General features: G+C 70.7%; 22 protein-coding genes. 17 read left to right on the top strand and 5 right to left on the bottom strand.

Going from position 1 to position 21,238, the window contains the following annotated elements:
* Positions 1-8: 8 nt before the first annotated feature.
* The gene (locus tag GTY47_RS05705; protein ID WP_010037568.1) at positions 9-737 is read right to left on the bottom strand and encodes a lysophospholipid acyltransferase family protein; all 729 of its coding nucleotides are present in this window, start codon (positions 735-737) and stop codon (positions 9-11) included.
* Between the two features lie 186 nt (positions 738-923).
* The gene (locus GTY47_RS05710) at positions 924-1,340 is read right to left on the bottom strand and encodes a DUF4395 domain-containing protein (protein ID WP_010037569.1); all 417 of its coding nucleotides are present in this window, start codon (positions 1,338-1,340) and stop codon (positions 924-926) included.
* A gap of 78 nt (positions 1,341-1,418) precedes the next feature.
* Here GTY47_RS05710 and GTY47_RS05715 point away from each other — a divergent pair, with 78 nt between their 5' ends.
* The 4 genes from GTY47_RS05715 to GTY47_RS05730 all read left to right on the top strand — a co-directional run bounded on the left by GTY47_RS05715 (position 1,419) and on the right by GTY47_RS05730 (position 4,433).
* Entirely contained in the window at positions 1,419-1,832 is a 414-nt protein-coding gene (locus GTY47_RS05715) for a thioredoxin family protein (protein WP_029181003.1), read from the top strand.
* Positions 1,833-1,915: 83 nt separating this feature from the next.
* Positions 1,916-2,407: a flavin reductase family protein gene (locus tag GTY47_RS05720; protein ID WP_010037571.1), complete on the top strand. Its 492-nt coding sequence runs from the start codon at positions 1,916-1,918 to the stop codon at positions 2,405-2,407.
* Between the two features lie 219 nt (positions 2,408-2,626).
* Positions 2,627-3,415, top strand: a complete 789-nt coding sequence (locus tag GTY47_RS05725; RefSeq protein WP_010037573.1) for an electron transfer flavoprotein subunit beta/FixA family protein — start codon at positions 2,627-2,629, stop codon at positions 3,413-3,415.
* A gap of 55 nt (positions 3,416-3,470) precedes the next feature.
* Positions 3,471-4,433 carry an electron transfer flavoprotein subunit alpha/FixB family protein gene (locus GTY47_RS05730; protein WP_010037574.1) on the top strand — a complete coding sequence of 321 codons (963 nt, stop codon included), beginning with the start codon at positions 3,471-3,473 and terminating at the stop codon, positions 4,431-4,433.
* 56 nt (positions 4,434-4,489) lie between these two features.
* Here the strand turns inward: GTY47_RS05730 and GTY47_RS05735 are convergent, their stop codons facing one another.
* On the bottom strand, positions 4,490-5,395 hold the full coding sequence (locus tag GTY47_RS05735) for an endonuclease/exonuclease/phosphatase family protein (RefSeq protein ID WP_010037575.1): 906 nt from the start codon (positions 5,393-5,395) through the stop codon (positions 4,490-4,492).
* 194 nt (positions 5,396-5,589) lie between these two features.
* Here GTY47_RS05735 and GTY47_RS05740 point away from each other — a divergent pair, with 194 nt between their 5' ends.
* Entirely contained in the window at positions 5,590-6,891 is a 1,302-nt protein-coding gene (locus tag GTY47_RS05740) for an aldolase/citrate lyase family protein (protein ID WP_010037578.1), read from the top strand.
* Positions 6,892-7,036: 145 nt separating this feature from the next.
* Positions 7,037-8,872 carry a serine/threonine-protein kinase gene (locus GTY47_RS05745; protein WP_010037579.1) on the top strand — a complete coding sequence of 612 codons (1,836 nt, stop codon included), beginning with the start codon at positions 7,037-7,039 and terminating at the stop codon, positions 8,870-8,872.
* Here the strand turns inward: GTY47_RS05745 and GTY47_RS05750 are convergent.
* Together GTY47_RS05750 and GTY47_RS05755 are read right to left on the bottom strand one after the other, a co-directional pair.
* On the bottom strand, positions 8,818-9,651 hold the full coding sequence (locus GTY47_RS05750; RefSeq protein ID WP_231911197.1) for a hypothetical protein: 834 nt from the start codon (positions 9,649-9,651) through the stop codon (positions 8,818-8,820). The genes GTY47_RS05745 and GTY47_RS05750 overlap by 55 nt on opposite strands.
* 7 nt (positions 9,652-9,658) lie before the next feature.
* Positions 9,659-10,696 carry a LacI family DNA-binding transcriptional regulator gene (locus GTY47_RS05755; RefSeq protein ID WP_010037581.1) on the bottom strand — a complete coding sequence of 346 codons (1,038 nt, stop codon included), beginning with the start codon at positions 10,694-10,696 and terminating at the stop codon, positions 9,659-9,661.
* 187 nt (positions 10,697-10,883) lie between these two features.
* Here GTY47_RS05755 and GTY47_RS05760 point away from each other — a divergent pair, with 187 nt between their 5' ends.
* The 11 genes from GTY47_RS05760 (at position 10,884) to GTY47_RS05810 (ending at position 21,184) form a co-directional block, all read left to right on the top strand.
* The gene (locus GTY47_RS05760; RefSeq protein WP_010037582.1) at positions 10,884-11,837 is read left to right on the top strand and encodes an ROK family protein; all 954 of its coding nucleotides are present in this window, start codon (positions 10,884-10,886) and stop codon (positions 11,835-11,837) included.
* Between the two features lie 126 nt (positions 11,838-11,963).
* Positions 11,964-12,431: a hypothetical protein gene (locus GTY47_RS05765; protein ID WP_010037583.1), complete on the top strand. Its 468-nt coding sequence runs from the start codon at positions 11,964-11,966 to the stop codon at positions 12,429-12,431.
* 76 nt (positions 12,432-12,507) lie between these two features.
* The gene (locus tag GTY47_RS05770) at positions 12,508-12,951 is read left to right on the top strand and encodes a helix-turn-helix transcriptional regulator (protein WP_029181005.1); all 444 of its coding nucleotides are present in this window, start codon (positions 12,508-12,510) and stop codon (positions 12,949-12,951) included.
* Positions 12,952-12,961: 10 nt separating this feature from the next.
* A complete protein-coding gene (locus GTY47_RS05775) occupies positions 12,962-13,375 on the top strand; it encodes a VOC family protein (RefSeq protein WP_010037586.1) in 414 nt (137 codons plus the stop codon).
* A 119-nt stretch (positions 13,376-13,494) separates the two neighbouring features.
* Positions 13,495-15,888: an excinuclease ABC subunit UvrA gene (locus tag GTY47_RS05780; protein ID WP_010037588.1), complete on the top strand. Its 2,394-nt coding sequence runs from the start codon at positions 13,495-13,497 to the stop codon at positions 15,886-15,888.
* A 161-nt stretch (positions 15,889-16,049) separates the two neighbouring features.
* Positions 16,050-16,325 carry a hypothetical protein gene (locus GTY47_RS05785; RefSeq protein WP_010037589.1) on the top strand — a complete coding sequence of 92 codons (276 nt, stop codon included), beginning with the start codon at positions 16,050-16,052 and terminating at the stop codon, positions 16,323-16,325.
* A gap of 50 nt (positions 16,326-16,375) precedes the next feature.
* The gene (locus GTY47_RS05790; protein ID WP_010037590.1) at positions 16,376-16,588 is read left to right on the top strand and encodes a hypothetical protein; all 213 of its coding nucleotides are present in this window, start codon (positions 16,376-16,378) and stop codon (positions 16,586-16,588) included.
* An 80-nt stretch (positions 16,589-16,668) separates the two neighbouring features.
* A complete protein-coding gene (locus tag GTY47_RS05795) occupies positions 16,669-16,899 on the top strand; it encodes a hypothetical protein (protein ID WP_040902865.1) in 231 nt (76 codons plus the stop codon).
* A gap of 146 nt (positions 16,900-17,045) precedes the next feature.
* Positions 17,046-18,089: an NUDIX hydrolase gene (locus GTY47_RS05800; RefSeq protein WP_010037596.1), complete on the top strand. Its 1,044-nt coding sequence runs from the start codon at positions 17,046-17,048 to the stop codon at positions 18,087-18,089.
* Positions 18,090-18,395: 306 nt separating this feature from the next.
* Entirely contained in the window at positions 18,396-19,427 is a 1,032-nt protein-coding gene (locus tag GTY47_RS05805; RefSeq protein WP_010037597.1) for an ABC transporter permease, read from the top strand.
* 80 nt (positions 19,428-19,507) lie between these two features.
* Entirely contained in the window at positions 19,508-21,184 is a 1,677-nt protein-coding gene (locus GTY47_RS05810; RefSeq protein WP_010037600.1) for an ABC transporter substrate-binding protein, read from the top strand.
* The last annotated feature ends 54 nt before the right edge of the window (positions 21,185-21,238 follow it).

Raw genomic sequence — 21,238 nt, forward strand, 5'->3', positions numbered from 1 at the left:
CCCGGGTGTCAGTGCGCCTCGGCCTCCCGGACCTGCTCCGGCGTCGGAGCCGTGCCGCCGAGGTGGGCCGGCATCCACCAGGTGTCGTCCGGGCCCTTCGGGCGTACGGGATAGGCGCGCTGGGCGGCCTCCAGGAGTTCCTGGACGCGCTCGCGCAGCTGGCGGGTGATCGCGCCCGCGTACTTGTCACGGGAGGCCTCGATCGCCTCGCCGACCCGGATCGTGATGGGGATGTGGCTGCGCTTGAAATTGCGGGGGTGGCCCTTGGTCCACAGCCGCTGTGTGCCCCACACCGCCATCGGGATCAGCGGGACACCGGCCTCCTGTGCCAGGCGCGCGGCGCCCGACTTGAAGCTCTTCAGGGTGAACGACTGCGAGATGGTCGCCTCCGGGAAGACCCCGACGATCTCGCCCGACCGCAGCGAGTCCAGGGCGTGCGCGTAGGCCGCCTCGCCCTGCTTGCGGTCCACGGGGATGTGCTTCATCCCGCGCATCAGCGGGCCCGAGATCTTGTGGCGGAAGACGGACTCCTTCGCCATGAAGCGCACGAGACGTTTCTGCGGCAGTGCCGCCAGGCCGTTGAAGACGAAGTCCAGGTAGCTGATGTGATTGCTCACCAGCACGGCGCCGCCCGAGCGCGGGATGTTCTCCGAACCCTGACAGTCGATCTTGAGGTCCCACGCCTTGAACAGCGTGCGGGCGAAACCGACGACGGGACGGTAGACGAGCTCTGCCATGGGCGGGTCGGACCCTTCCTGCTCTGCCTGGGAAGGGATTCCCAGTGGAAAGTTACGCAGCCGTAGGTTTACGGCTTGTCGCAGATCGTGCCCGAAGAACGGCCGGGTAGCCAGTCCCCGTGCCCGCCCGTGAGGAGATTCTCGTCACGTCGCCGCCGGATCCCACCTCGTGCTTTTACGCCCCCATTACTCCGCGCGTACCGTCACCCGCCGCATGAGCAGGTACATCTCGCACCCGAGGCAGTACCCGAACACGGCGTTCAGGAAGGCGGCCGCGAGCGCTGCGCCGGTCGCCGCGAGACCCAGCCAGCCGGGTCCCAGGCTGTAGCCGACGAGCCCTAGTCCGGCGAAAACCAGCCCCACCGCCTGGGCGAAACGTGGCGGTTCGGGCGGCTCGAAGGCGGTCGGCGGCCCGAGCCGCGGCCGTACGGCCTTGGCGAAGAGCAGGCCGTAGGGCGACCGGGTCACCCCGCCCGCCGCGCCCAGCAGGAACGCCAGCGTCTGCCAGGCCAGCAGCCACGCGTTCCCCGTGACCAGGACGACCGCCAGGACGACGGTCGTCACGGCCGCGCCGAAACGCGGCCCTCGTGCATCGATGTCCATGGGAACCAAGCATTCCGCAGCACGGCCCGATTGGGTGGGCGGGAATCTTTGCGGTCTCGTGAACGCTTGCAGCAGGTGATGACCGGACTGGTGGTGTGCGTACTGGTGCTCGCGGCGGCGAGCGCCTATGGAGTGCTGCAACGGCGGCGGAGCGGGAGAGTGCGAGTGCGCGGGCGGGACGACGGCAAGCGGCTGGACCCGGCCGAGCTGGGCGCGGAACTGGGCGAGCGGGCCACGCTCGTGCAGTTCTCCAGCGCGTTCTGCGCGCCCTGCCGGGCGACCCGGCGGGTCCTCGGCGAGGTCGCCGGCATGGTGCCGGGTGTCACCCACGTCGAGATCGACGCCGAGGCCCATCTGGACCTCGTGCGGCGGCTGGACATCCTCAAGACCCCGACCGTGCTGGTCCTCGACGCCGACGGCCGGGTGGTGCGGCGGGCCACCGGGCAGCCGCGCAAGGCCGATGTGATCGCCGCGCTGGGGGAGGCGGTGTGAGGGACGCGACCCGGTCAGTGAGCCATCTCCCACATCCGGGAACGAACTTGACTGCGCCAACCATTTATCGTCAGCCTGACCCCATGCCTGCGGACCTTCTCGCCACGCCCGACCTCCTGCGCTCGGTCTTCCGACGGCACGCGGCAGGGGTCGCCGTGATCACGGCCCGTGGCGACGCCGGCCCGGTGGGCTTCACCGCCACCTCCCTGGCCTCCGTCTCCGCCGAGCCGCCCCTGCTGTCCTTCGGGGTCGGCACCGGCTCCTCCAGTTGGCCCGCGATCGCGGTGGCCGAGCATGTCGGCGTGCACATCCTCGGCGAGCACCAGCAGGAGCTGGCGGCCACCTTCGCCCGCAGCGGCGCCGACCGCTTCGGGCCGCCCACCGCCTGGCGGGACGGGCCCGAGGGTGTCCCGGTGCTCGACGGCGTGCTGGCCTGGCTGGTGGGCCGGGTCGTCGCGCGCGTGCCCGCCGGTGACCACCGGATCGTGATCGCGGAGGTCGTGCGCGGCGACTCCACGGGCACCGCCCGGCCACTCCTCTACCACCAGGGACGTTTCAACCGCCTGCGCGACTGATCCGCGTGTCCCCCGTGCTGCGGGACCGTCGAGTTCCGGTTACGCTGCGTTGCGAAGGTCACAGTTCAAAGCGCTTGCTTAGCGGGAACGAACTGGGTGTACTGACGAGTAATATTCCGCTCGGAGCGTGGGTCGCCCCGACCGGGATCGGCCGCTTGAGGCGCCTATGCTGCCTGCAAGTAGGCAGCATGGAAATGACGATGCAGTAGGAGAGCCGGCGTGAGCTTGAGGATCGTTGTCACTGTGAAGTACGTGCCCGACGCCACTGGCGACCGGCACTTCGCCGATGACCTGACCGTCGACCGGGACGACGTGGACGGTCTGCTCTCCGAGCTCGACGAGTACGCGGTCGAGCAGGCGCTGCAGATCTCCGAGAACTCCGACGACGACGTGGAGATCACCGTCCTGACGGTGGGCCCCGAGGACGCCAAGGACGCCCTGCGCAAGGCGCTGTCCATGGGCGCCGACAAGGCGATCCACGTCGAGGACGACGACATCCACGGCACCGACGCCATCGGCACCTCCCTGGTCCTGGCCAAGGCGATCGAGAAGGCCGGCTACGACCTGGTCATCTCCGGCATGGCCTCCACCGACGGCACCATGGGCGTCGTCCCCGCGCTGCTCGCCGAGCGTCTGGGCGTGCCGCAGGTGACCCTGCTCTCCGAGGTGTCGGTCGAGGACGGCACGGTCAAGGGCCGCCGCGACGGCGACGCCGCTTCCGAGAACCTGGAGGCGTCCCTGCCGGCGGTCGTGTCGGTGACCGACCAGTCGGGCGAGGCGCGTTACCCGTCCTTCAAGGGCATCATGGCGGCGAAGAAGAAGCCGGTGGAGTCCTGGGACCTGTCCGACCTCGACATCGAGGCCGAGGAGGTCGGCCTGGAGGGCGCCTACACCACGGTCGACAACGCGGCCGAGCGTCCGGCCCGTACCGCGGGCACGATCGTCAAGGACGAGGGCGAGGGCGGCAAGCAGCTCGCTGAGTTCCTCGCGGGCCAGAAGTTCATCTGAGCCCCGCATTCGCTGACCGCCCCTCATCTTTCGCAAGCAGGAGAGAAGAAGTCCCATGGCTGAAGTTCTCGTCTACGTCGACCACGTGGACGGTGCCGTCCGCAAGCCCACCCTGGAGCTGCTGACCCTGGCCCGCCGCATCGGCGAGCCGGTCGCCGTCGCGCTGGGCAACGGCGCCGGTGACACCGCCGCCACGCTCGCCGAGCACGGCGCGGTGAAGGTCCTCACGCACGAGGCCGCCGAGTACGCCGACTACCTGGTCGTACCGAAGGTGGACGCCCTCCAGGCCGCCCACGAGGCCGTTTCCCCGGCCGCCGTGCTGGTCCCGTCCTCCGCCGAGGGCAAGGAGATCGCCGCCCGTCTGGCGCTGCGTCTGGGTTCGGGCATCATCACCGACGCCGTCGACCTGGAGGCCGGCGACGAGGGCCCGGTGGCGACCCAGTCGGTGTTCGCCGCGTCCTTCACCACCAAGTCCCGTGTGTCCAAGGGCACCCCGGTCATCACGGTCAAGCCCAACAGCGCGGCCGTGGAGCCGGCTCCGGCCGCCGGTGCGGTCGAGGCGCTGTCGGTGTCCTTCTCCGCGCAGGCCACCGGCACCAAGGTCACCGGCCGTACGCCGCGTGAGTCGACGGGCCGTCCGGAGCTGACCGAGGCCGCGATCGTGGTCTCCGGTGGCCGTGGCGTCAACGGCGCGGAGAACTTCGCGATCATCGAGGCCCTCGCCGACTCCCTCGGCGCGGCCGTCGGTGCCTCGCGCGCCGCCGTCGACGCCGGCTGGTACCCGCACACCAACCAGGTCGGCCAGACGGGCAAGTCCGTCTCGCCGCAGCTGTACATCGCCTCCGGCATCTCCGGCGCGATCCAGCACCGTGCCGGTATGCAGACCTCGAAGACGATCGTGGCGATCAACAAGGACGCCGAGGCCCCGATCTTCGACCTGGTCGACTACGGCGTGGTCGGCGACCTCTTCGACGTCGTCCCGCAGCTGACCGAGGAGATCAAGACCCGCAAGGGCTGATCGACCCGGGCTGCAGAAGGCCCCCGTGACCGCACGAACGGTCACGGGGGCCTCTCTCATCCCAGGGTCATCGAGGCCTGCACCGGCAGATGGTCGCTCGGATACGTCCCGTCCACGCTGAAGGTGTTCATCCCGGCCCAGTGCGTGGTCACCCCGGGCGTGGTGAGGATCCAGTCGATGCGCCGCCCGCCGGGCCTGAGCTCCCGGTAGCCGTGGTGCGTCCCGTACGCCGGACTCCGTGAGGCCGCCGCGTCCCAGGCGTCCACCAGTCCGATGTCCAGCATGAGGTCGTACACGCGGTTGTCGTGGGCGGCCGCGTTGAAGTCGCCGGTGACGATGACCGGTAACGACCGGTCCCACCCGGCGATCGTCTCGCCGATGAGTCCCGCCGAGCGTTCGCGGGCGTACTGGCTGACACTGTCCAGGTGGGTGTTGAGGACGTAGAACTCCCTTCCCCCGTCGGCGAGATCGGCAAAACGGACCCAGGTCACCATGCGCAGCCAGTCCGCGTCCCAGGTGTTCGAGGCGATCGTGTACGGCGTGTCGGACAGCCAGAAGTGGTCGAACTCGACCGGGTCGAGTCTGCGCGTGTCGTAGAAGATCGCCATGAACTCGTCCTTGCTGCCGCCCCCGCGTCCGGTGCCGATCCACTCGTAGTGCCCGCCGAGATCCCTCTCGATCATGCGCACTTGCTGGTAGAGCCCTTCCTGGGTGCCGATGACGTGCGGTCGCTCGCGGCGCAGCAGTTCTCGCATCACCGGCCGGCGCACGGCCCAGCGCGGTGTCTCGTCGACGACGGTCGCGAAGCGCACGTTGAACGTCATGACGTTCAGGGCGCCCGCGTGCTCGCCGGCGGAAGCGGGGTGTGTGGGCCCTGCGGTGGTGAGCAGCGGTCCTGCGACGGCGGCGGCCGCCGCTGCCTTGAGTCCGTGGCGGCGCGTCACTCCGACCTCGTTCGGCACGTGTTCTCCCTCCCCTTGCACGTCAGGATGAAGCTTGCCTTGTGAATACGGAAGATGCGGGCGGGTCGGCAGTGACAGAGGGTGAAGGATAGGGAATCCCGTCGCAAGACGGTGTTGACCAGCGGGAAGGTCGGCCGATAGCTTCGCTCTACGGATTGTTGATTCCGTACAGCGGAAAACAGGAGGGTCTCGGAATGGGTCAGGGCCAGCAGGAGAAGGTGGCGACGAGCCTCGCGGGCGCCGTCAGCGAGGAGATCAGCGCCTCCCTCGCGCCGGTCGACGCCGAACTGGAGCGCCGCTACCCCGGAGACCCCGGCACCCGCCAGCCCGTCCACACCGTCTACGTCCCCGGCGACGTCTTCGTCGCCGACACCGTCCGCTCCTGGGGCGATCGTGCCCTGGCCGCCCTCGACGAACACGCCCCGGACGCCGCCTCCTTCGCCGCCGTCCTCGGCCTGGCCGACGAACTCGCCGAGCCCGTCCACGCGCGCGTGCGCGCCAAGCTGGAGCGCGAGCCGATCGAGGACCTGCGCGTCGACTTCGAGGACGGCTACGGCAACCGCCCCGACGCCGAGGAGGACGAAGCCGCGGCCCGCGCCGCCCGGATCGTCGCCGAGGCGTACGAGGACGGCACCGCGGCCCCCTACATGGGCATCCGCATGAAGTGCATGGAGGCGCCCGTACGGGCCCGGGGCATCCGCACGCTCGACATCTTCCTCACCGGCCTGATGGAGGCCGGGGGGCTGCCCGACGGACTGGTGCTCACCCTGCCCAAGGTGACCTACGCCGAGCAGGTCACCGCGATGGCGCGGCTGCTGGACGCCTTCGAGAAGACGCACGGCCTGGAGCCCGGCCGGATCGGCTTCGAGATACAGATCGAGACCAGCCAGTCCGTCCTCGCCGCCGACGGCACCGCCACCGTCGCCCGCATGATCCAGGCCGCCGAGGGTCGCGCCACCGGCCTGCACTACGGCACCTTCGACTACAGCGCCTGCCTCGGCGTCTCCGCCGCCCACCAGGCCAGTGACCACCCCGCCGCCGACCACGCCAAGGCCGTCATGCAGGTCGCCGCGGCCGGCACCGGCGTGCGCGTCTCGGACGGATCCACCAACGTCCTGCCCGTCGGCCCGACCGAGAAGGTGCACGCCGCCTGGCGCCTGCACTACGGCCTCACGCGCCGCGCCCTGGCCCGCGCCTACTACCAGGGCTGGGACATGCACCCCGGCCACCTCCCCACCCGGTACGCGGCCGTCTTCGCCTTCTACCGCGAGGGCTTCGAACAGGCCGCTGCCCGCCTCGCCCGGTACGCCAACCGCACCGGCGGCGACGTCATGGACGAACCCGCCACCGCCAAGGCCCTCAGCGGCTACCTGCTGCGCGGCCTGGACTGCGGCGCCCTGGACATCGGGGAGGTCGCCCGGCTGACCGGCCTCACCCGCGCCGACCTGGAGAGCTTCGCGGCACCCCGCCGGGGCGACCTGACGGCGTCCGCCTGACGGTTCCTCTCCCACGGTCCGGCCCTACGTACCGGCCCTGTCACAGCAGTCGCCACCGACTCTCGTCGTCACCGCCGCCCCGTAGTCTGTACGCCACGTACGGACGTGTCAGTGGACCCTGTGGGGTCGGAGGAACGGGGCAGCGGTGTCTACGGGGGAGTACGTGCAGGGGGACGGGGCCGGCCGGCTGCTGGCGGGCCGCTACCGCGTCACGGCCCGGCTGGGGCGCGGTGGCATGGGCGTCGTCTGGAAGGCCGTCGACGAGGTCCTCGGCCGTGAGGTGGCCGTCAAGGAACTGCGCACCTACACCGACGCGGCCGGCCCCGAACTGGCCGATCTGCAACTGCGGATGCAGCGCGAGGCGCGTGCGGCGGCCCGGGTGCGCCACACCGGTGTCATCGCCGTGCACGACATCGCCGAGGTCGACGGCCGCCCGCTCATCGTCATGGAGCTGGTCGACGGGCCCTCCCTGGACGACGTGCTGCGCGACCGCGGCACGCTGGACGCGCGCGAGGCGGCCGGAATCGGCGCCAAGGTCATGGACGCCCTGGCCGCCGCCCACCGCGCGGGCGTCCTGCACCGCGACGTGAAGCCCGGCAACATCCTGCTCGACCGCTCGGGCCGGGTCGTCCTCACCGACTTCGGCATCGCCACCATGGACGACCCGGGCGACGGTTCGGCCACGCACCTCACCCGCAGCGGGGAACTCGTCGGCTCCCTCGACTACCTGGCCCCCGAGCGGGCCCAGGGCGCCGACCCGGGCCCCGCCTCCGACATCTGGGCCCTGGGCGCCACGCTCTACGCGGCCGTCGAGGGCACCTCGCCCTTCCGCCGTACGTCCACGTTCTCGACGCTCACCGCGATCGTCACCGAGCCGTTGCCCGAGCCCCGCCGCGCCGGCCCTCTCGCCCCCGTCCTCCAGCAGCTGATGGACAAGCGCCCCGAGGGCCGCCCGAAGGCCCACCAGGCCCGCGAGATGCTCCAGGCCGTCGCGGACTCGGGCGGCACGGACACGCCGACGTCATCATTGCGAGGGCCGGTTCCCTCGCCCCCGCGGCCTGAGACGGAGCGCAGTGTCCCCTCGGTACCGCCGGGATTCGGACCGCCCCAGCAGGTCCAGCCGGGTGCCGCCGGGCCGCCCGAGGACGCGGGCACACCGGGCTTCGGCACCGCTGCCGCCTTCCGGTCCACCGGCACGCCGGGACAGCCCGGATCGGCCCCGGGCTTCGGGCCGGCCGGGCCGGGCAGTACCGGCCAGGGCGCCTCCGCTCCCACCGGCCCCATGAACTCCCGCGCCACGCCTCGCCGTAAGAACCGCGTCCTCCTCGTGGCCGCGGCCGTCACCGTCGTGCTCGCGGCGGCAGGTGCCACGGTCGCCGTGCTGAGCGATTCCGGCGGCACCGATCCGGGCCCGCGAACCGACGCCGCCCGTGCGGATGGCGCGGCCTCCGCGTCCGGGTCCGGTCGTACCGACGACGGTTCGAACGCCCCCAGGCCCGAGGGGCAGGGCGACGAGCAGGGGAAGGCCCCGTCGAAGAAGCCCGGGGGCGGGAAGGGGTCGGAGCCCACCGGGCGGGCGACCACCCCGGCCCCCGCCGAGTCCTCCGGCGGCACCATCGGAGGGACCTCGGACGGCGCCCCCGGAGGCGGCGGTTCCGGCGAGGGCGGCGCGACAGGCGGCGGCTCCACCACGCCCGCCCCGGTCTGCCACGCCATCGGCGGCGGCAAGTACAACTGCCAGGTCTGGAAGACCGCCACGTCGTACACCGCCTCCGGCGCCGAGGCCGGCGTCCTCAAGGCGGGCACCAACTACTTCTACTGCCAGCAGAACCTGGGCCGGCGAGAGACCGACGGCCGGTGGACCAACGTCTGGTGGGCGAAGACGGACGACGACAGTGGCAACACGGACGTCTGGGTCAGCGACGTCTACATCAAGGGCGGCGACAACGACGCGCCCGTCCCCGGGCTCCCGGTCTGCTGAGCGCGCAGCGACACCGCCGCGTACCGCTCCAGCCCCGAGGCCGTCACCAGTTTCTCCTCGACGAACAGCCGCGTGCCCCGTTCGCACAGCCGCCGGTCGGAGCGGGCCCGCGCGCAGAACTCCTCGGGCACGACACCGAACAGCTCTCGGAAGCGGGGCAGGCCGACGAGCAGCTCGGTGAGCAGCACCCGCTGGCCCGGGTGGGCGCGCGGCACGCCGGTGCCGTCGTGCAGGACACCGTGCCGGTTGACGTACGCGTACGCGCCGGGCAGGCGGGTGCCGTCCGCGAGGTCGACGCGCACGTCGGGCGCGGGCAGCCAGGCACGCTCGTAGTTGCCGGCCGGCAGCGGCACGCCCTCGCTCGCGTCGATCACGGCGAGCTGCTCGGCGTCGAGCCAGATGACGAACAACTCCCGCACGGTGTCGGGGGCGCTGACGGGCGAGGCCGACACGTACCCCATGCGGCTCACATGCGCCGACACACCGGCGTCGACGCCCGTCACCCGGGCCTTCACCATGGGGATCGGCGACATGATCCCGAACTCCTCCATCTTGTGCCGCAGCTGCCCCGGGCAGGCGTTCGAGCCGATGGCGAGAACCGGGGTGCGGTCCTCGTGCACCAGCCGGTCCAGCGGCAGGAAGCAGTCCCCGTCGAGGAGCCCCGAGTCGGCGGGCCACGCGCCCGGATAGGTCAGGGGGTGCTCGCGCGGGGCCCCGGCCAGGCCGAGGGCTCGCAGCGTGCGATCGGTGAGGTGCTCCATGCGCTCCGTATGCTCCATGGGCCGCTCAGTCCGCCGGGGGCAGCTCGCCCGAGCCGCGGGTGATCAGCCGGGTCGGCAGCTCGATGCGCTCGGGGGTGACGAGGGTGCCGTCCAGCTGCCGGAAGAGGCGTTCCGCGGCGGTACGGCCGATGGCCGCCGCGTCCTGGGCGACGACGGTGACGCCCGGCTGGAGCAGGTCGGCGAGCTCGATGTCGTCGAAGCCGACCAGGGCGACCCGGCGGGCCTGCTCGGCGAGCACGCGGATCACGGTGACCGTCACTCGGTTGTTGGCGGCGAAGATCGCGGTGACCGGGTTCCGGCCGGACAGCATCCCCTCGGCCGCACTGCGCACCCGCTCGGGGTCGGTGGCACCCAGGGACATCCAGGAGTCCGCCACCGGTATGTCCGCGTCCTCCATCGCCGCCCGGTAGCCGCGCAGCCGCTCGGCTGCGGTGTGGATGCGGGGCATGTCGCCGATGAAGCCGATCCGGCGGTGCCCGTGCGCGATGAGGTGGGCGACGCCGTCCCGGGCACCGCCGAAGTTGTCCGAGAGGACCACGTCGGCGTCGATGTGCCCGGCCGGCCGGTCCACGAACACCGTGGCGACACCAGCCTTGAGCTCCGGCTCCAGATACCGGTGGTCGTCCCCGGCCGGGATCACCACCAGCCCGTCCACCCGCCGTGCGCACAGGGCCAGCACCAGCTCCTGCTCGCGGTCCGGGTCCTCCGCGCTGGAGCCGTTGATCAGCAGGGCGCCGTGCGCGCGGGCCACCTCCTCGACCGACCGGCTCAGCGGTCCGTAGAACGGGTCCGCGAGGTCCTCCAGGACCAGTCCGATGCTCGCCGTACGGCCCTTGCGCAGCACCCGCGCGCTGTCGTTGCGGCGGAAGCCGAGGGCGTCGATCGCCTCCTGGACACGCCGCTCCGTCTCCGGGGTCACGCCCGGCTCCCCGTTCACGACGCGGGAGACCGTCTTGAGCCCGACCCCGGCGCGTGCCGCGACGTCCTTCATGGTCGGCCGGGTGCCGTAGCGCGGTGCGGATCGGAGGTTGGTCTCGGGCACGGTGCGGTGTCCTGTCCTGTCGTCTACTGGAGTGCGTCGGTCCTGGATTTGTATGAGGATGTGGCGTCGAGCATAGAGCCTGGACAACGTTGTCAGGCTCGGGGGAGACTGTCCACCGCAATCTCCGGACCGTGCTCCGCTGCTGGCCGGCCAGTCCTTTCACCGTAGACGGGGAGTTCCGACACTCATGCACACCGACCTCGTGGCCGCGCTCGACATCGGCGGCACCAAGATCGCCGGCGCTCTGGTGGACGGCCAGGGACGGATCCTGGTCCGCGCCCAGCGGCCGACGCCCGCCCGCGAGGACGGCGACACCGTGATGCGGGCCGTGGAGCAGGTGCTCGGTGAACTCACCGGGTCGCCGCTCTGGGGACGGGCCACGGCCGTCGGGATCGGCAGCGCCGGCCCGGTGGACCGGTCGGCGGGCACGGTGAGCCCGGTGAACGTGCCCGGCTGGCGCGACTACCCGCTCGTCGGGCGCGTCAGGGCCGCGGCCGGGGACCTGCCCGTCGAGCTGATCGGTGACGGTGTGGCGATCACGGCGGCCGAACACTGGCAGGGCGCAGCCCGCGGCCACGACAACGCGCTGTGCATGGTCGTCTCCACGGGCGTCGGCGGCGGCCTGGTGCTCGGCGGCCGGCTGCACGCCGGGCCCACCGGTAACGCCGGCCACATCGGACACATCAGCGTGGATCTCGACGGCGATCTGTGCCCGTGCGGCTCGCACGGCTGCGTGGAGCGCATCGCGAGCGGCCCCAACATCGCCCGGCGCGCCCTGGAGAACGGCTGGCGGCCCGGTCCCGACGGCGACACCTCCGCCGCCGCGGTGGCCGCCGCGGCCCGGACCGGCGACCCGGTCGCCGTCGCCTCCTTCGAGCGGGCCGCCCAGGCCCTGGCCGCCGGGATCGCCGCGACGGCGACCCTCGTGGAGATCGACATCGCCGTGATCGGCGGGGGAGTGGGCAAGGCCGGCGACGTCCTGTTCGCCCCCCTGCGCAAGGCCCTGAGCGCCTACGCGACGCTGTCCTTCGTCCGGCACCTGACCGTGGCCCCGGCCCAGATGGGCACCGACGCCGGGCTGGTGGGCGCGGCGGCGGCCGCACTGGCGAGGCGGACGGACGCGGCCGCGGCGGGGGTGTGAGAACGGGCAGGAACGTTCAGGCGGGCTCTCCGGCGCCCGGCACATTCCTGAGCCCGGAACGTCCCTGAGCCCGGCATGTTGTGATGCGGAGGGAACCACTCCGCCGCGGGCGCCATCTGGTCCGGCGTGGGTGTCGGAATCCTGTTCTTCGGGCTCGCCTTCATGGGCGGATGGGCGGCGGCGATCGGCGCGCTGGTGTACGCCGCCGTCACGCTCGTGCGCGTCTGGCCGGAGCACTGGATGCGGCGCCGCGGACACCCCGTGGCACGGCTGCTGGTGCCGGCGCGCGCGTACCTGCGCTTCGACGTGGCGCTCGCCGTGACGGCCCTGCTGGCCGACCTGTGGCTGGTGTCGGCAGCCATCGTGTTCGGGGCGGACGGTGTCTTCACCGAGGACTGGATGGGCTACCCCGGCATGACCGACCCCACCGGGCAGGGGTACCAGGCCGGAGTGGTGAGTGCGCTGCGCACCACGGCGTGGTGGACCTTCGGGGTCGCGGTGTTCGGCCGGTGCTGGATCACGGCCGGCGTGCAGGTGTGCCTCCTGCCGCTCGCCGCGTGGTGGATCGGATCGTTCGACACGTACTACACCTGACGGGCGCCGGACCGGGATACCGGGCTTTCTCTCGGAAAGGGACCGAATGTCCGTGCGATGTGGCACGATCGCGCATGTGAGCAGCAGACCCGCCCCGGCGCAGCGCCTGCGCGACCTCGCACTCCTGCGCCGTGTCAAGGACCGGATCGACCGGGAGTACGCACGGCCGCTGGACGTCGAGGCGCTGGCCCGGGGTGTGCACATGTCGGCCGGCCATCTCAGCCGCGAGTTCAAGCTCGCCTACGGCGAGTCTCCGTACAGCTATCTCATGACGCGCCGCATCGAGCGCGCCATGACGCTGCTGCGCCGCGGGGACCTCAGCGTCACCGAGGTGTGTTTCGAGGTCGGCTGCTCGTCGCTGGGCACCTTCAGCACCCGCTTCACCGAGCTGGTCGGCATGCCGCCCAGCGCTTACCGGCGCCAGGCGGTCCTCGCCACCGCGGGAATTCCGTCGTGCGTGGCGAAACAGGTGACCAGACCGATCAGGAATCGAGAAGCGCCCACCCCGGGCCGAAACTAGCGTGATGGCCATGGACCTCACCATTCACGCCAGTTTCCTTCCGCACGACGACCCGGACGCCGCCCTGGCGTTCTACCGCGACACCCTCGGCTTCGAAGTGCGGGGCGACGTCGGATACCAGGGCATGCGCTGGATCACGGTCGGCCCCGTCGGCCAGCCCGGCACGAACATCGTGCTGCATCCGCCGGCCGCCGACCCCGGCATCACCGAGGACGAGCGCAAGACCATCGCCGAGATGATGGCCAAGGGCACCTACGCCAGCATCGTGCTGGCCACCCGCGACGTCGACGCCGCCTTCGAACGGGTGCAGGCGGGCGATGCCGAGGTGGTCCAGGAGCCCACGGACCAGCCGTACGGCGTTCGTGACTGCGCCTTCCGCGACCCCGCGGGCAACATGGTCCGCATCCAGCAGCTCAAGCCGTGACGGCCCGGCAGCAGCCGGCCCACGGATCCACCCGCACCACCCCCGCGCCGCACCTCCGGGCCGGCGCGGGGACACCAGATCGTCCGACCGCGGCAGCCCCGCCCGACAGATGGAGACCGATGAGCATGGCCACGAGGACGGACAGACAGTCGTCCGGGCCGCACGTCGCCGACAGCCACGATGTGATCCGTGTGCACGGCGCGCGCGAGAACAACCTCAAGGACGTCAGCATCGAGATCCCCAAGCGCCGGCTGACGGTGTTCACCGGCGTTTCCGGCTCGGGCAAGAGCTCGCTCGTGTTCGACACGATCGCCGCGGAGTCGCAGCGGCTGATCAACGAGACCTACAGCGCCTTCCTCCAGGGCTTCATGCCCAACCGGGCCCGGCCCGAGGTCGACGTGCTCGACGGGCTGACCACCGCGATCGCCGTGGACCAGCAGCGGATGGGCGGCGACCCCCGTTCCACGGTCGGCACCGCCACCGACGCCAACGCGATGCTGCGCATCCTCTTCAGCCGGCTCGGCAAGCCGCACATCGGCCCGCCCAGCGCGTACTCGTTCAACACCGCCTCGGTCCGGGCGAGCGGCGCGATCACCGTCGAGCGCGGCGCCAGGACCAAGGCCCAGAAGGCGACCTTCGAGCGCACCGGCGGCATGTGCAACCGCTGTGAGGGCCGCGGCAAGGTCTCCGACATCGACCTCACCCAGCTCTACGACGACTCCAAGTCGCTGTCCGAGGGCGCGTTCACCATCCCCGGCTGGAAGTCGGACAGCCAGTGGACCGTGCAGCTCTACGCCCAGTCGGGCTTCGTCGACCCGGACAAGCCGATCCGCGAGTACACCAAGAAGGAGATGCACGCCTTCCTCTACGGGGAACCGGTCAAGATCAAGGTCAACGGCATCAACCTCACCTACGAGGGACTGATCCCCAAGATCCAGAAGTCGTTCCTGTCCAAGGACAAGGAGGCGATGCAGCCGCACATCCGGGCGTTCGTGGAGCGGGCGGTCACCTTCACCGTCTGTCCCGAGTGCGACGGCACCCGGCTGAGCGAGGGCGCCAGATCCTCGAAGATCGACGACATCAGCATCGCCGACGCCTGCGCGATGGAGATCAGGGACCTGGCCGAGTGGGTCCGGAAGCTCTCGGAGCCCTCCGTGGCGCCGCTGCTCACCGCGTTGCAGGGGACGCTCGACTCGTTCGTGGAGATCGGCCTGGGCTATCTCTCGCTCGACCGGCCGGCGGGCACGCTGTCGGGCGGCGAGGCGCAGCGCGTGAAGATGATCCGCCACCTCGGCTCGTCGCTCACGGACGTCACCTACGTCTTCGACGAGCCGACCATCGGCCTGCACCCGCACGACATCCAGCGGATGAACGACCTGCTGCTGCGGCTGCGGGACAAGGGCAACACGGTGCTCGTGGTGGAGCACAAGCCGGAGGCGATCGCGATCGCCGACCACGTCGTCGACCTCGGCCCCGGCGCCGGCACGGACGGCGGCACGGTCTGCTTCGAGGGCACGGTCGAGGGGCTGCGGGCCGCGGACACCGTCACCGGCCGTCATCTCGACGACCGGGCCGCCGTCAAGGAGACGGTCCGCAAGGCCAGCGGCGCGCTGGAGATCCGGGGCGCGACGGCGAACAACCTCCGGAACGTCGACGTCGACATCCCGCTCGGAGTGCTCACCGTCGTCACCGGTGTCGCAGGCTCCGGCAAGAGCTCCCTCCTGCACGGGTCGGTCCCCGCCGATGCGGGGGTCGTCTCGGTGGACCAGAGCCCGATCAAGGGCTCGCGGCGCAGCAACCCCGCGACGTACACCGGGCTGCTGGACCCGATCCGCAAGGCGTTCGCCAAGGTCAACGGTGTGAAGCCGGCCCTGTTCAGCGCCAACTCCGAGGGCGCCTGCCCCACCTGCAACGGCGCCGGCGTCATCTACCTCGACCTCGGCATGATGGCCGGCGTCGACACCCCCTGCGAGGACTGCGAGGGCAAGCGGTTCCAGGCCTCGGTGCTGGAGTACCGCCTCGGCGGCCGTGACATCAGCGAGGTGCTCGCGATGTCGGTGGCCGAGGCCGAGGAGTTCTTCGGCGCCGGCGAGGCGCGCACCCCGGCCGCGCACAAGATCCTGGAGCGGCTCGCCGACGTCGGACTCGGCTACCTCACCCTCGGCCAGCCGCTCACCACGCTCTCCGGCGGCGAGCGACAGCGCCTCAAGCTGGCCACGCACATGGCGGACAAGGGCGGCGTCTACGTCCTCGACGAGCCGACCACGGGCCTCCACCTCGCGGACGTGGAGCAACTGCTCGGTCTGCTCGACCGGCTCGTCGACTCCGGCAAGTCGGTCGTCGTCATCGAGCACCACCAGGCCGTCATGGCGCACGCCGACTGGATCATCGACCTCGGCCCCGGCGCCGGCCACGACGGCGGCCGGATCGTCTTCGAGGGCACACCGGCCGACCTCGTCGCGGCCCGCTCCACCCTGACCGGGGAGCACCTGGCGGCGTACGTGGGCGCCTGACGCGGGTCCCAGGGACTGCCGTGAGGCGAGTGCGCCACGGTGTACGCGGCCGCACGGCAGTCCGCAGCAACCCATCCTTCACATAAGTCGCAAAAAGGGCGAATAGCGGCACGCTTCGAGGGCACTCCGTCTGCGAAACCCCACACAGAACGGAGCCGCTGATGATCATCAAGAAGATGCACGAGATGGGCGTCCGCAGCGAGCACGCCTACATGGCCGCCATGGCATCCGTCGGCCTCAGCGTCGTCGCCTGGATGGGCTCTCTGAAGGTGGAACCCGGCACCAACGTCGCCCGCGCCGACCGCTGGGGCATCTTCGTCGGTGAATGGGCGCCCACCTTCTTCGGTCTCGGACTCGCCCTGTCCCACTACGAACAGCAGGACGGCACGCTCACCGCCGACGTCCACGAGTTCCGCCAGGCGCAGAAGGCCGGCTGAACGGCCCACTCCGGCGAGCGCCCGGCGCCGTTCCCGCGCACCCTGGTGCCATGGCGTCCGTGAAGCCCGTCGTGGTCTACCCGCCCGCCGCGGACGGTGGCCGGCGGGTACGCGTGGACGACCAGTTCCTCGGGATCGCGTACGGGCTGCTGGATGTCGCAGAGTTCCTGCGGCGGGCAGGGATCGAGGATGCCGACGAGGCGTACGTGGCGGCGACGGGCCTGATCGAGTGGCGCGGCGGCGGCCCCGGCACCTGGGGGTAAGGGGCCCGGGTGAAGCCGACCGCTTCCCCCGAACGGCCCAGCGGCGTGACCCCGGAGCGGGTCCGGCCGTTGAGTCGGGCATGAAGAAGCGCAGCATGCTCGCCATCGCCTCCCTGGCCACCGGCTTCGTCGTCGCCGCGGTCACTCCGTCGCACGCCATCGGGGAGAAGCTCCCCGCCATCAACGTGGACGAGACCCTCAAGACGCTCGACCAGGCCGTCGGCAAGGACGGCCTGTCCGTGGCCGGGAAGGATGGCGTCCAGAAGAAGAAGGGTCCCCAGAAGAAGGGCACCCAGAAGAACAAGGGCTGACGGGCCGCTCCGGCCCCGGCCACGGCGCCGTCGCTCCTCGCTCGCGGGGGGCGCCGGCGCCGTCGTCATGCGCCCTCAACTGCGGCTGGTTTCCGTGGCAGGGTGGAGCGGGCAAGCCTCAGGGGGCCAACAGAAGAGGGGGACCTGTGACCGTCGTCTGGATCAACGGCGCGTTCGGTGCGGGGAAGACCACCACCGCACAGGAACTGATCGAACTGATCCCGAACAGCACGCTCTTCGACCCCGAGGTCATCGGCGGAGCGCTCCGGTATCTGCTGCCGCCCAAACGCCTCGCGGAGGTCGGCGACTTCCAGGACCTGCCGATCTGGCGACGCCTCGTGATCGACACGGCGGCCGCGATGCTCGCCGAGCTCGGCGGGACCCTGGTGGTCCCCATGACGCTGCTGCGCCAGGAGTACCGCGACGAGATCTTCGGCGGCCTGGCCGCCCGCAGGATTCCGGTCAGCCACATCCTGCTCGCTCCGGCCGAAACGATACTGCGGGAGCGGATAGCGGGCCGTGAGGTTCCACCGGACGCGCCCGACGGCGAGCTGCGAATACGCCAGTGGTCCTTCGACCACATCGAGCCGTACCGCGCCGCCCTCGCCTCCTGGCTCACCGCCGACGCCCACCCGGTCGACACCAGCGACCTCACGCCCCACGAGACCGCCGCCCGGATAGCCGAGGCCGTCAACAGCGGATCCGTGCCCGTCTGCGACATCGTGCAGACGCCCGAGCCCACCGCCGAGACACTCGCCGCCGGAGTGCTCCTCTTCGACGAACAGGACCGGGTGCTGCTCGTCGACCCCACCTACAAGGCCGGCTGGGAGTTCCCCGGTGGGGTCGTCGAACCCGGTGAGGCGCCCGCCCGCGCCGGTGTGCGGGAGGTCGCCGAGGAGACCGGCATCCACCTCGACGAGGTACCGAGCCTGCTCGTCGTCGACTGGGAGCGTCCCTCGCCCCCCGGGTTCGGAGGACTGCGGCTGCTCTTCGACGGCGGCCGCCTCGACTCCGCGGAGGCCGGACGGCTGCTGCTGCCCGGGCCGGAGCTGCGCGACTGGCGGTTCGTCACCGAGGAGGAGGCCGCCGACCTGCTCCCGCCGGTGCGCTACGAGCGGCTGCGCTGGGCCCTGAGGGCACGCGAACGCGGAGCGGCGTTCTATCTGGAAGCCGGTGTGCCGGTCGGCTGACGTCGAGCTCTCCGCTCGTGCCCTTTACCCGGCGCGGGGGATTCCGAGGGAAAAGCAAAAGGAAACGTCCGAGGGGCCACTGCCAATCGCTGCCCAAGGAATCTCCCGCACTCCCTCACGCGGCGGGTAATCACATTCCCATTGCTCGTCAACACTTTTCCATGACCGCAAACAATCCCTTTTCTGGCCCCTGCGCGGCTTGACCGGACTCGCACGTCGTTGCGAAAGTCCGCAGAGTCTCACGGCGGCGCTTACGACCGCCACTCAATTTCCTTGCCTCAGGGGCAGATCCGGGATGTCCGTACGATGACCACGCAACACCAGCCGGCCGACGCCGGCGGCGGCACCGCGCTGCTGACCGAGCCGTCGACGCAGGACCTCCGCCCCGCCGACACGGTCGTCGCCGGCCGCTCACCGGCTCGCATGGCCTGGAAGCGGATCCGGCGGGACAAGGTCACCATGGCCGCCCTGGTGGCCACCCTCCTGTTCATCGCGATCGCGCTGCTCGCGCCGGTCCTCACCGCGCTGACCAGCTGGGGACCGATCACCCCCGACAACAAGGCGATCAACCCCGACACGGGCAACTTCCCCTACGGATCCCTGGGCGGCATCAGCGCCCAGCACCTCCTCGGCGTCGAACCCGGCACCGGCTACGACCTGTTCGCCCGCATCGTCTACGGCCTGCGCACCTCCCTCTACGTGGGTTTCGCCTCGGCCGTGCTGTCCACCGCGGTCGGTGTCGTGGCAGGGCTCGCGGCCGGCTACTTCGGCGGCTGGGTCGACTCCCTGCTGTCCCGGGTCATGGACGTGATGCTGGCGTTCCCGCAGCTGCTGTTCATCATCGCGCTCACCCCGGTGATCCAGAACGCCCTCCAGACCAACAGCCACGGCGGTACCGACGAGAACCTCCGGCTGCTCGTCCTGGTCCTCAACATCGCCGTCTTCGCCTGGGCGTACACCGCCCGTCTGGTGCGCGGCCAGGTGCTGTCCCTGCGCGAACGGGAGTTCGTCGACGCCGCGCGGCTGATGAGCGCCGGCCGGCGGCACATCCTCTTCCGGCAGCTGTTGCCCAACCTGTGGGCGCCGATCCTGATCTCCTTCGCCCTCGCCGTCCCGCAGAACATCACCACCGAGGCGGCCCTGTCGTACCTGGGCGTCGGCGTCATCCCGCCCAACCCCGACTGGGGAGCGCTGCTGTCGGACGCCTCCCAGTTCTTCCTCCAGGACCCCATGTACCTCTTCGTGCCCGGCGTCCTGCTCTTCCTCCTGGTCCTGGCGCTCAACCTGCTCGGTGACGGGGTCCGGGACGCCCTGGACCCCCGCGCCCGGCGCGGCTGACAAGCCACCCCTTCCCGAGTGTCGGCCCGGCGGCCCCACGAACGGCCGCCGAGCCCGTAGCAAGAAACGGAGTTTCCTCAATGACGCGCAGCACGCGCAGATCGCGCACGGTCGCTCTCACGGCAACCGCCGTGGTCATCGCCCTGGGGGCCACCGCATGCGGGGGTTCCTCCAGCAACACCGGCAGCGGCTCCCCGTCGAAGGGCGGCACGCTGACGATCCTCGACGACGCCGACTTCAACCACATCGACCCTCAGCGGACGTACACCACCGAGGGTTCGAGCATGGACTACGAGCTCGTCCGCACCCTCACCGGATGGGACGAGACGGGGTCCCAGCCCAAGCTGGTCGGCGACCTGGCGACCGACACCGGAACACCCACCAAGGGCGCGACGGTGTGGACCTTCCACCTGCGTCACGGGGTCAAGTGGCAGGACGGCTCCGAAGTCACCGCCCAGGACGTCAAGTACGGCGTCGAGCGGGCCTTCTCCCCGGACATCAACGGCGGTCCGCCGTACGCCAGTCAGTGGCTGGTCGGCGGCGACTCCTACAAGGGCCCGTACCAGGGCAAGCAGCTGGCCTCGATCCAGACGCCGGACAAGTACACCCTCGTCTTCCACCTCAACCAGCCGGTCGCCGACTTCAACGAGACGACGGCCATGACCGGGTGGTCGGCGGTGCCCAAGGCCCACGACACGGGTGCCACGTACGACACGCATGTCTGGTCCGACGGGCCCTACATGATCAAGTCGTACACCAAGAACAAGGAAATGGTCCTCGTCCGGAACAAGAACTGGAGCCAGGCGACCGACCCGATCCGCCAGCAGAACCTCGACGAGATCGACGCGAAGTTCGGGCAGGACCAGGCCGCCATCGACCAGCAGATCAAGTCCGACGGCGGCTCCGCCCAGACCGCGATCACGCAGACCCCGATCGCCGGCTCCGACCTGACGACGATGGCGGGCGACCCGTCGCTCAAGTCGCGCTACTACAAGATCCCGGCCCCGGGCATCAACTACATGGCGATCAACATGAACCGGGTCAAGGACATCAAGGTCCGCGAGGCGATCGAGTACGCCGTCGACAAGACCACCGTGCGCGGTGCCTTCGGCGGTTCGGCCTACGGCAACTACGCCACCACGATGCTCGCCCCCGGCATCGACGGCCACAAGGACTTCAACCTCTACAGCAGCAACCCCGCCGGTGACCTCACCAAGGCCAAGGCCCTGATGAAGCAGGCCGGCAACCCGAAGCCGACGATGTCGCTCGCGGTGGAGAACATCCCCACGCACGAGCACTTCGCCGACGCTGTGAAGACCGCGCTCGCGAAGATCGGCATCACGGTGAACATCACCCCCATCGACAAGAACAACTACTTCAGCACCGTCGACAACGTGAAGAACCAGTACGACCTGACCTGGGGCGACTGGATCGCGGACTGGCCCAACGCCTCCACCGTGCTGCCCACCCTCTTCGACGGTCGGCAGATCAAGAAGCTCCCGCAGTCCAACAACGACCTCTCGTACCTGAACGACCCGAAGGTCAACGCGCAGATCGACAAGATCGGCAAGATGACCGACATCAAGCAGCGCAACGCCGCCTACGGGGACCTGGACGAGCAGATCCTGAAGGACGCCGCCGTGGTCCCGCTGATGTACATGAACTTCAGCGAGGTGAGCGGCTCGAAGGTCGGCGGTGTCATCGACGACTCGATCATGGCCGAACCCAGCCTGGTGCACGCCTACATCAAGCAGTGACGCATCCCCTCTGAACCCCGCCGGCGGCAAGGGCCGCCGGCGGGCATCCCCCTC

Source organism: Streptomyces sp. SID5464 (genome assembly GCF_009862985.1).
Taxonomy (GTDB): Bacteria; Actinomycetota; Actinomycetes; order Streptomycetales; family Streptomycetaceae; genus Streptomyces; species Streptomyces chartreusis_D.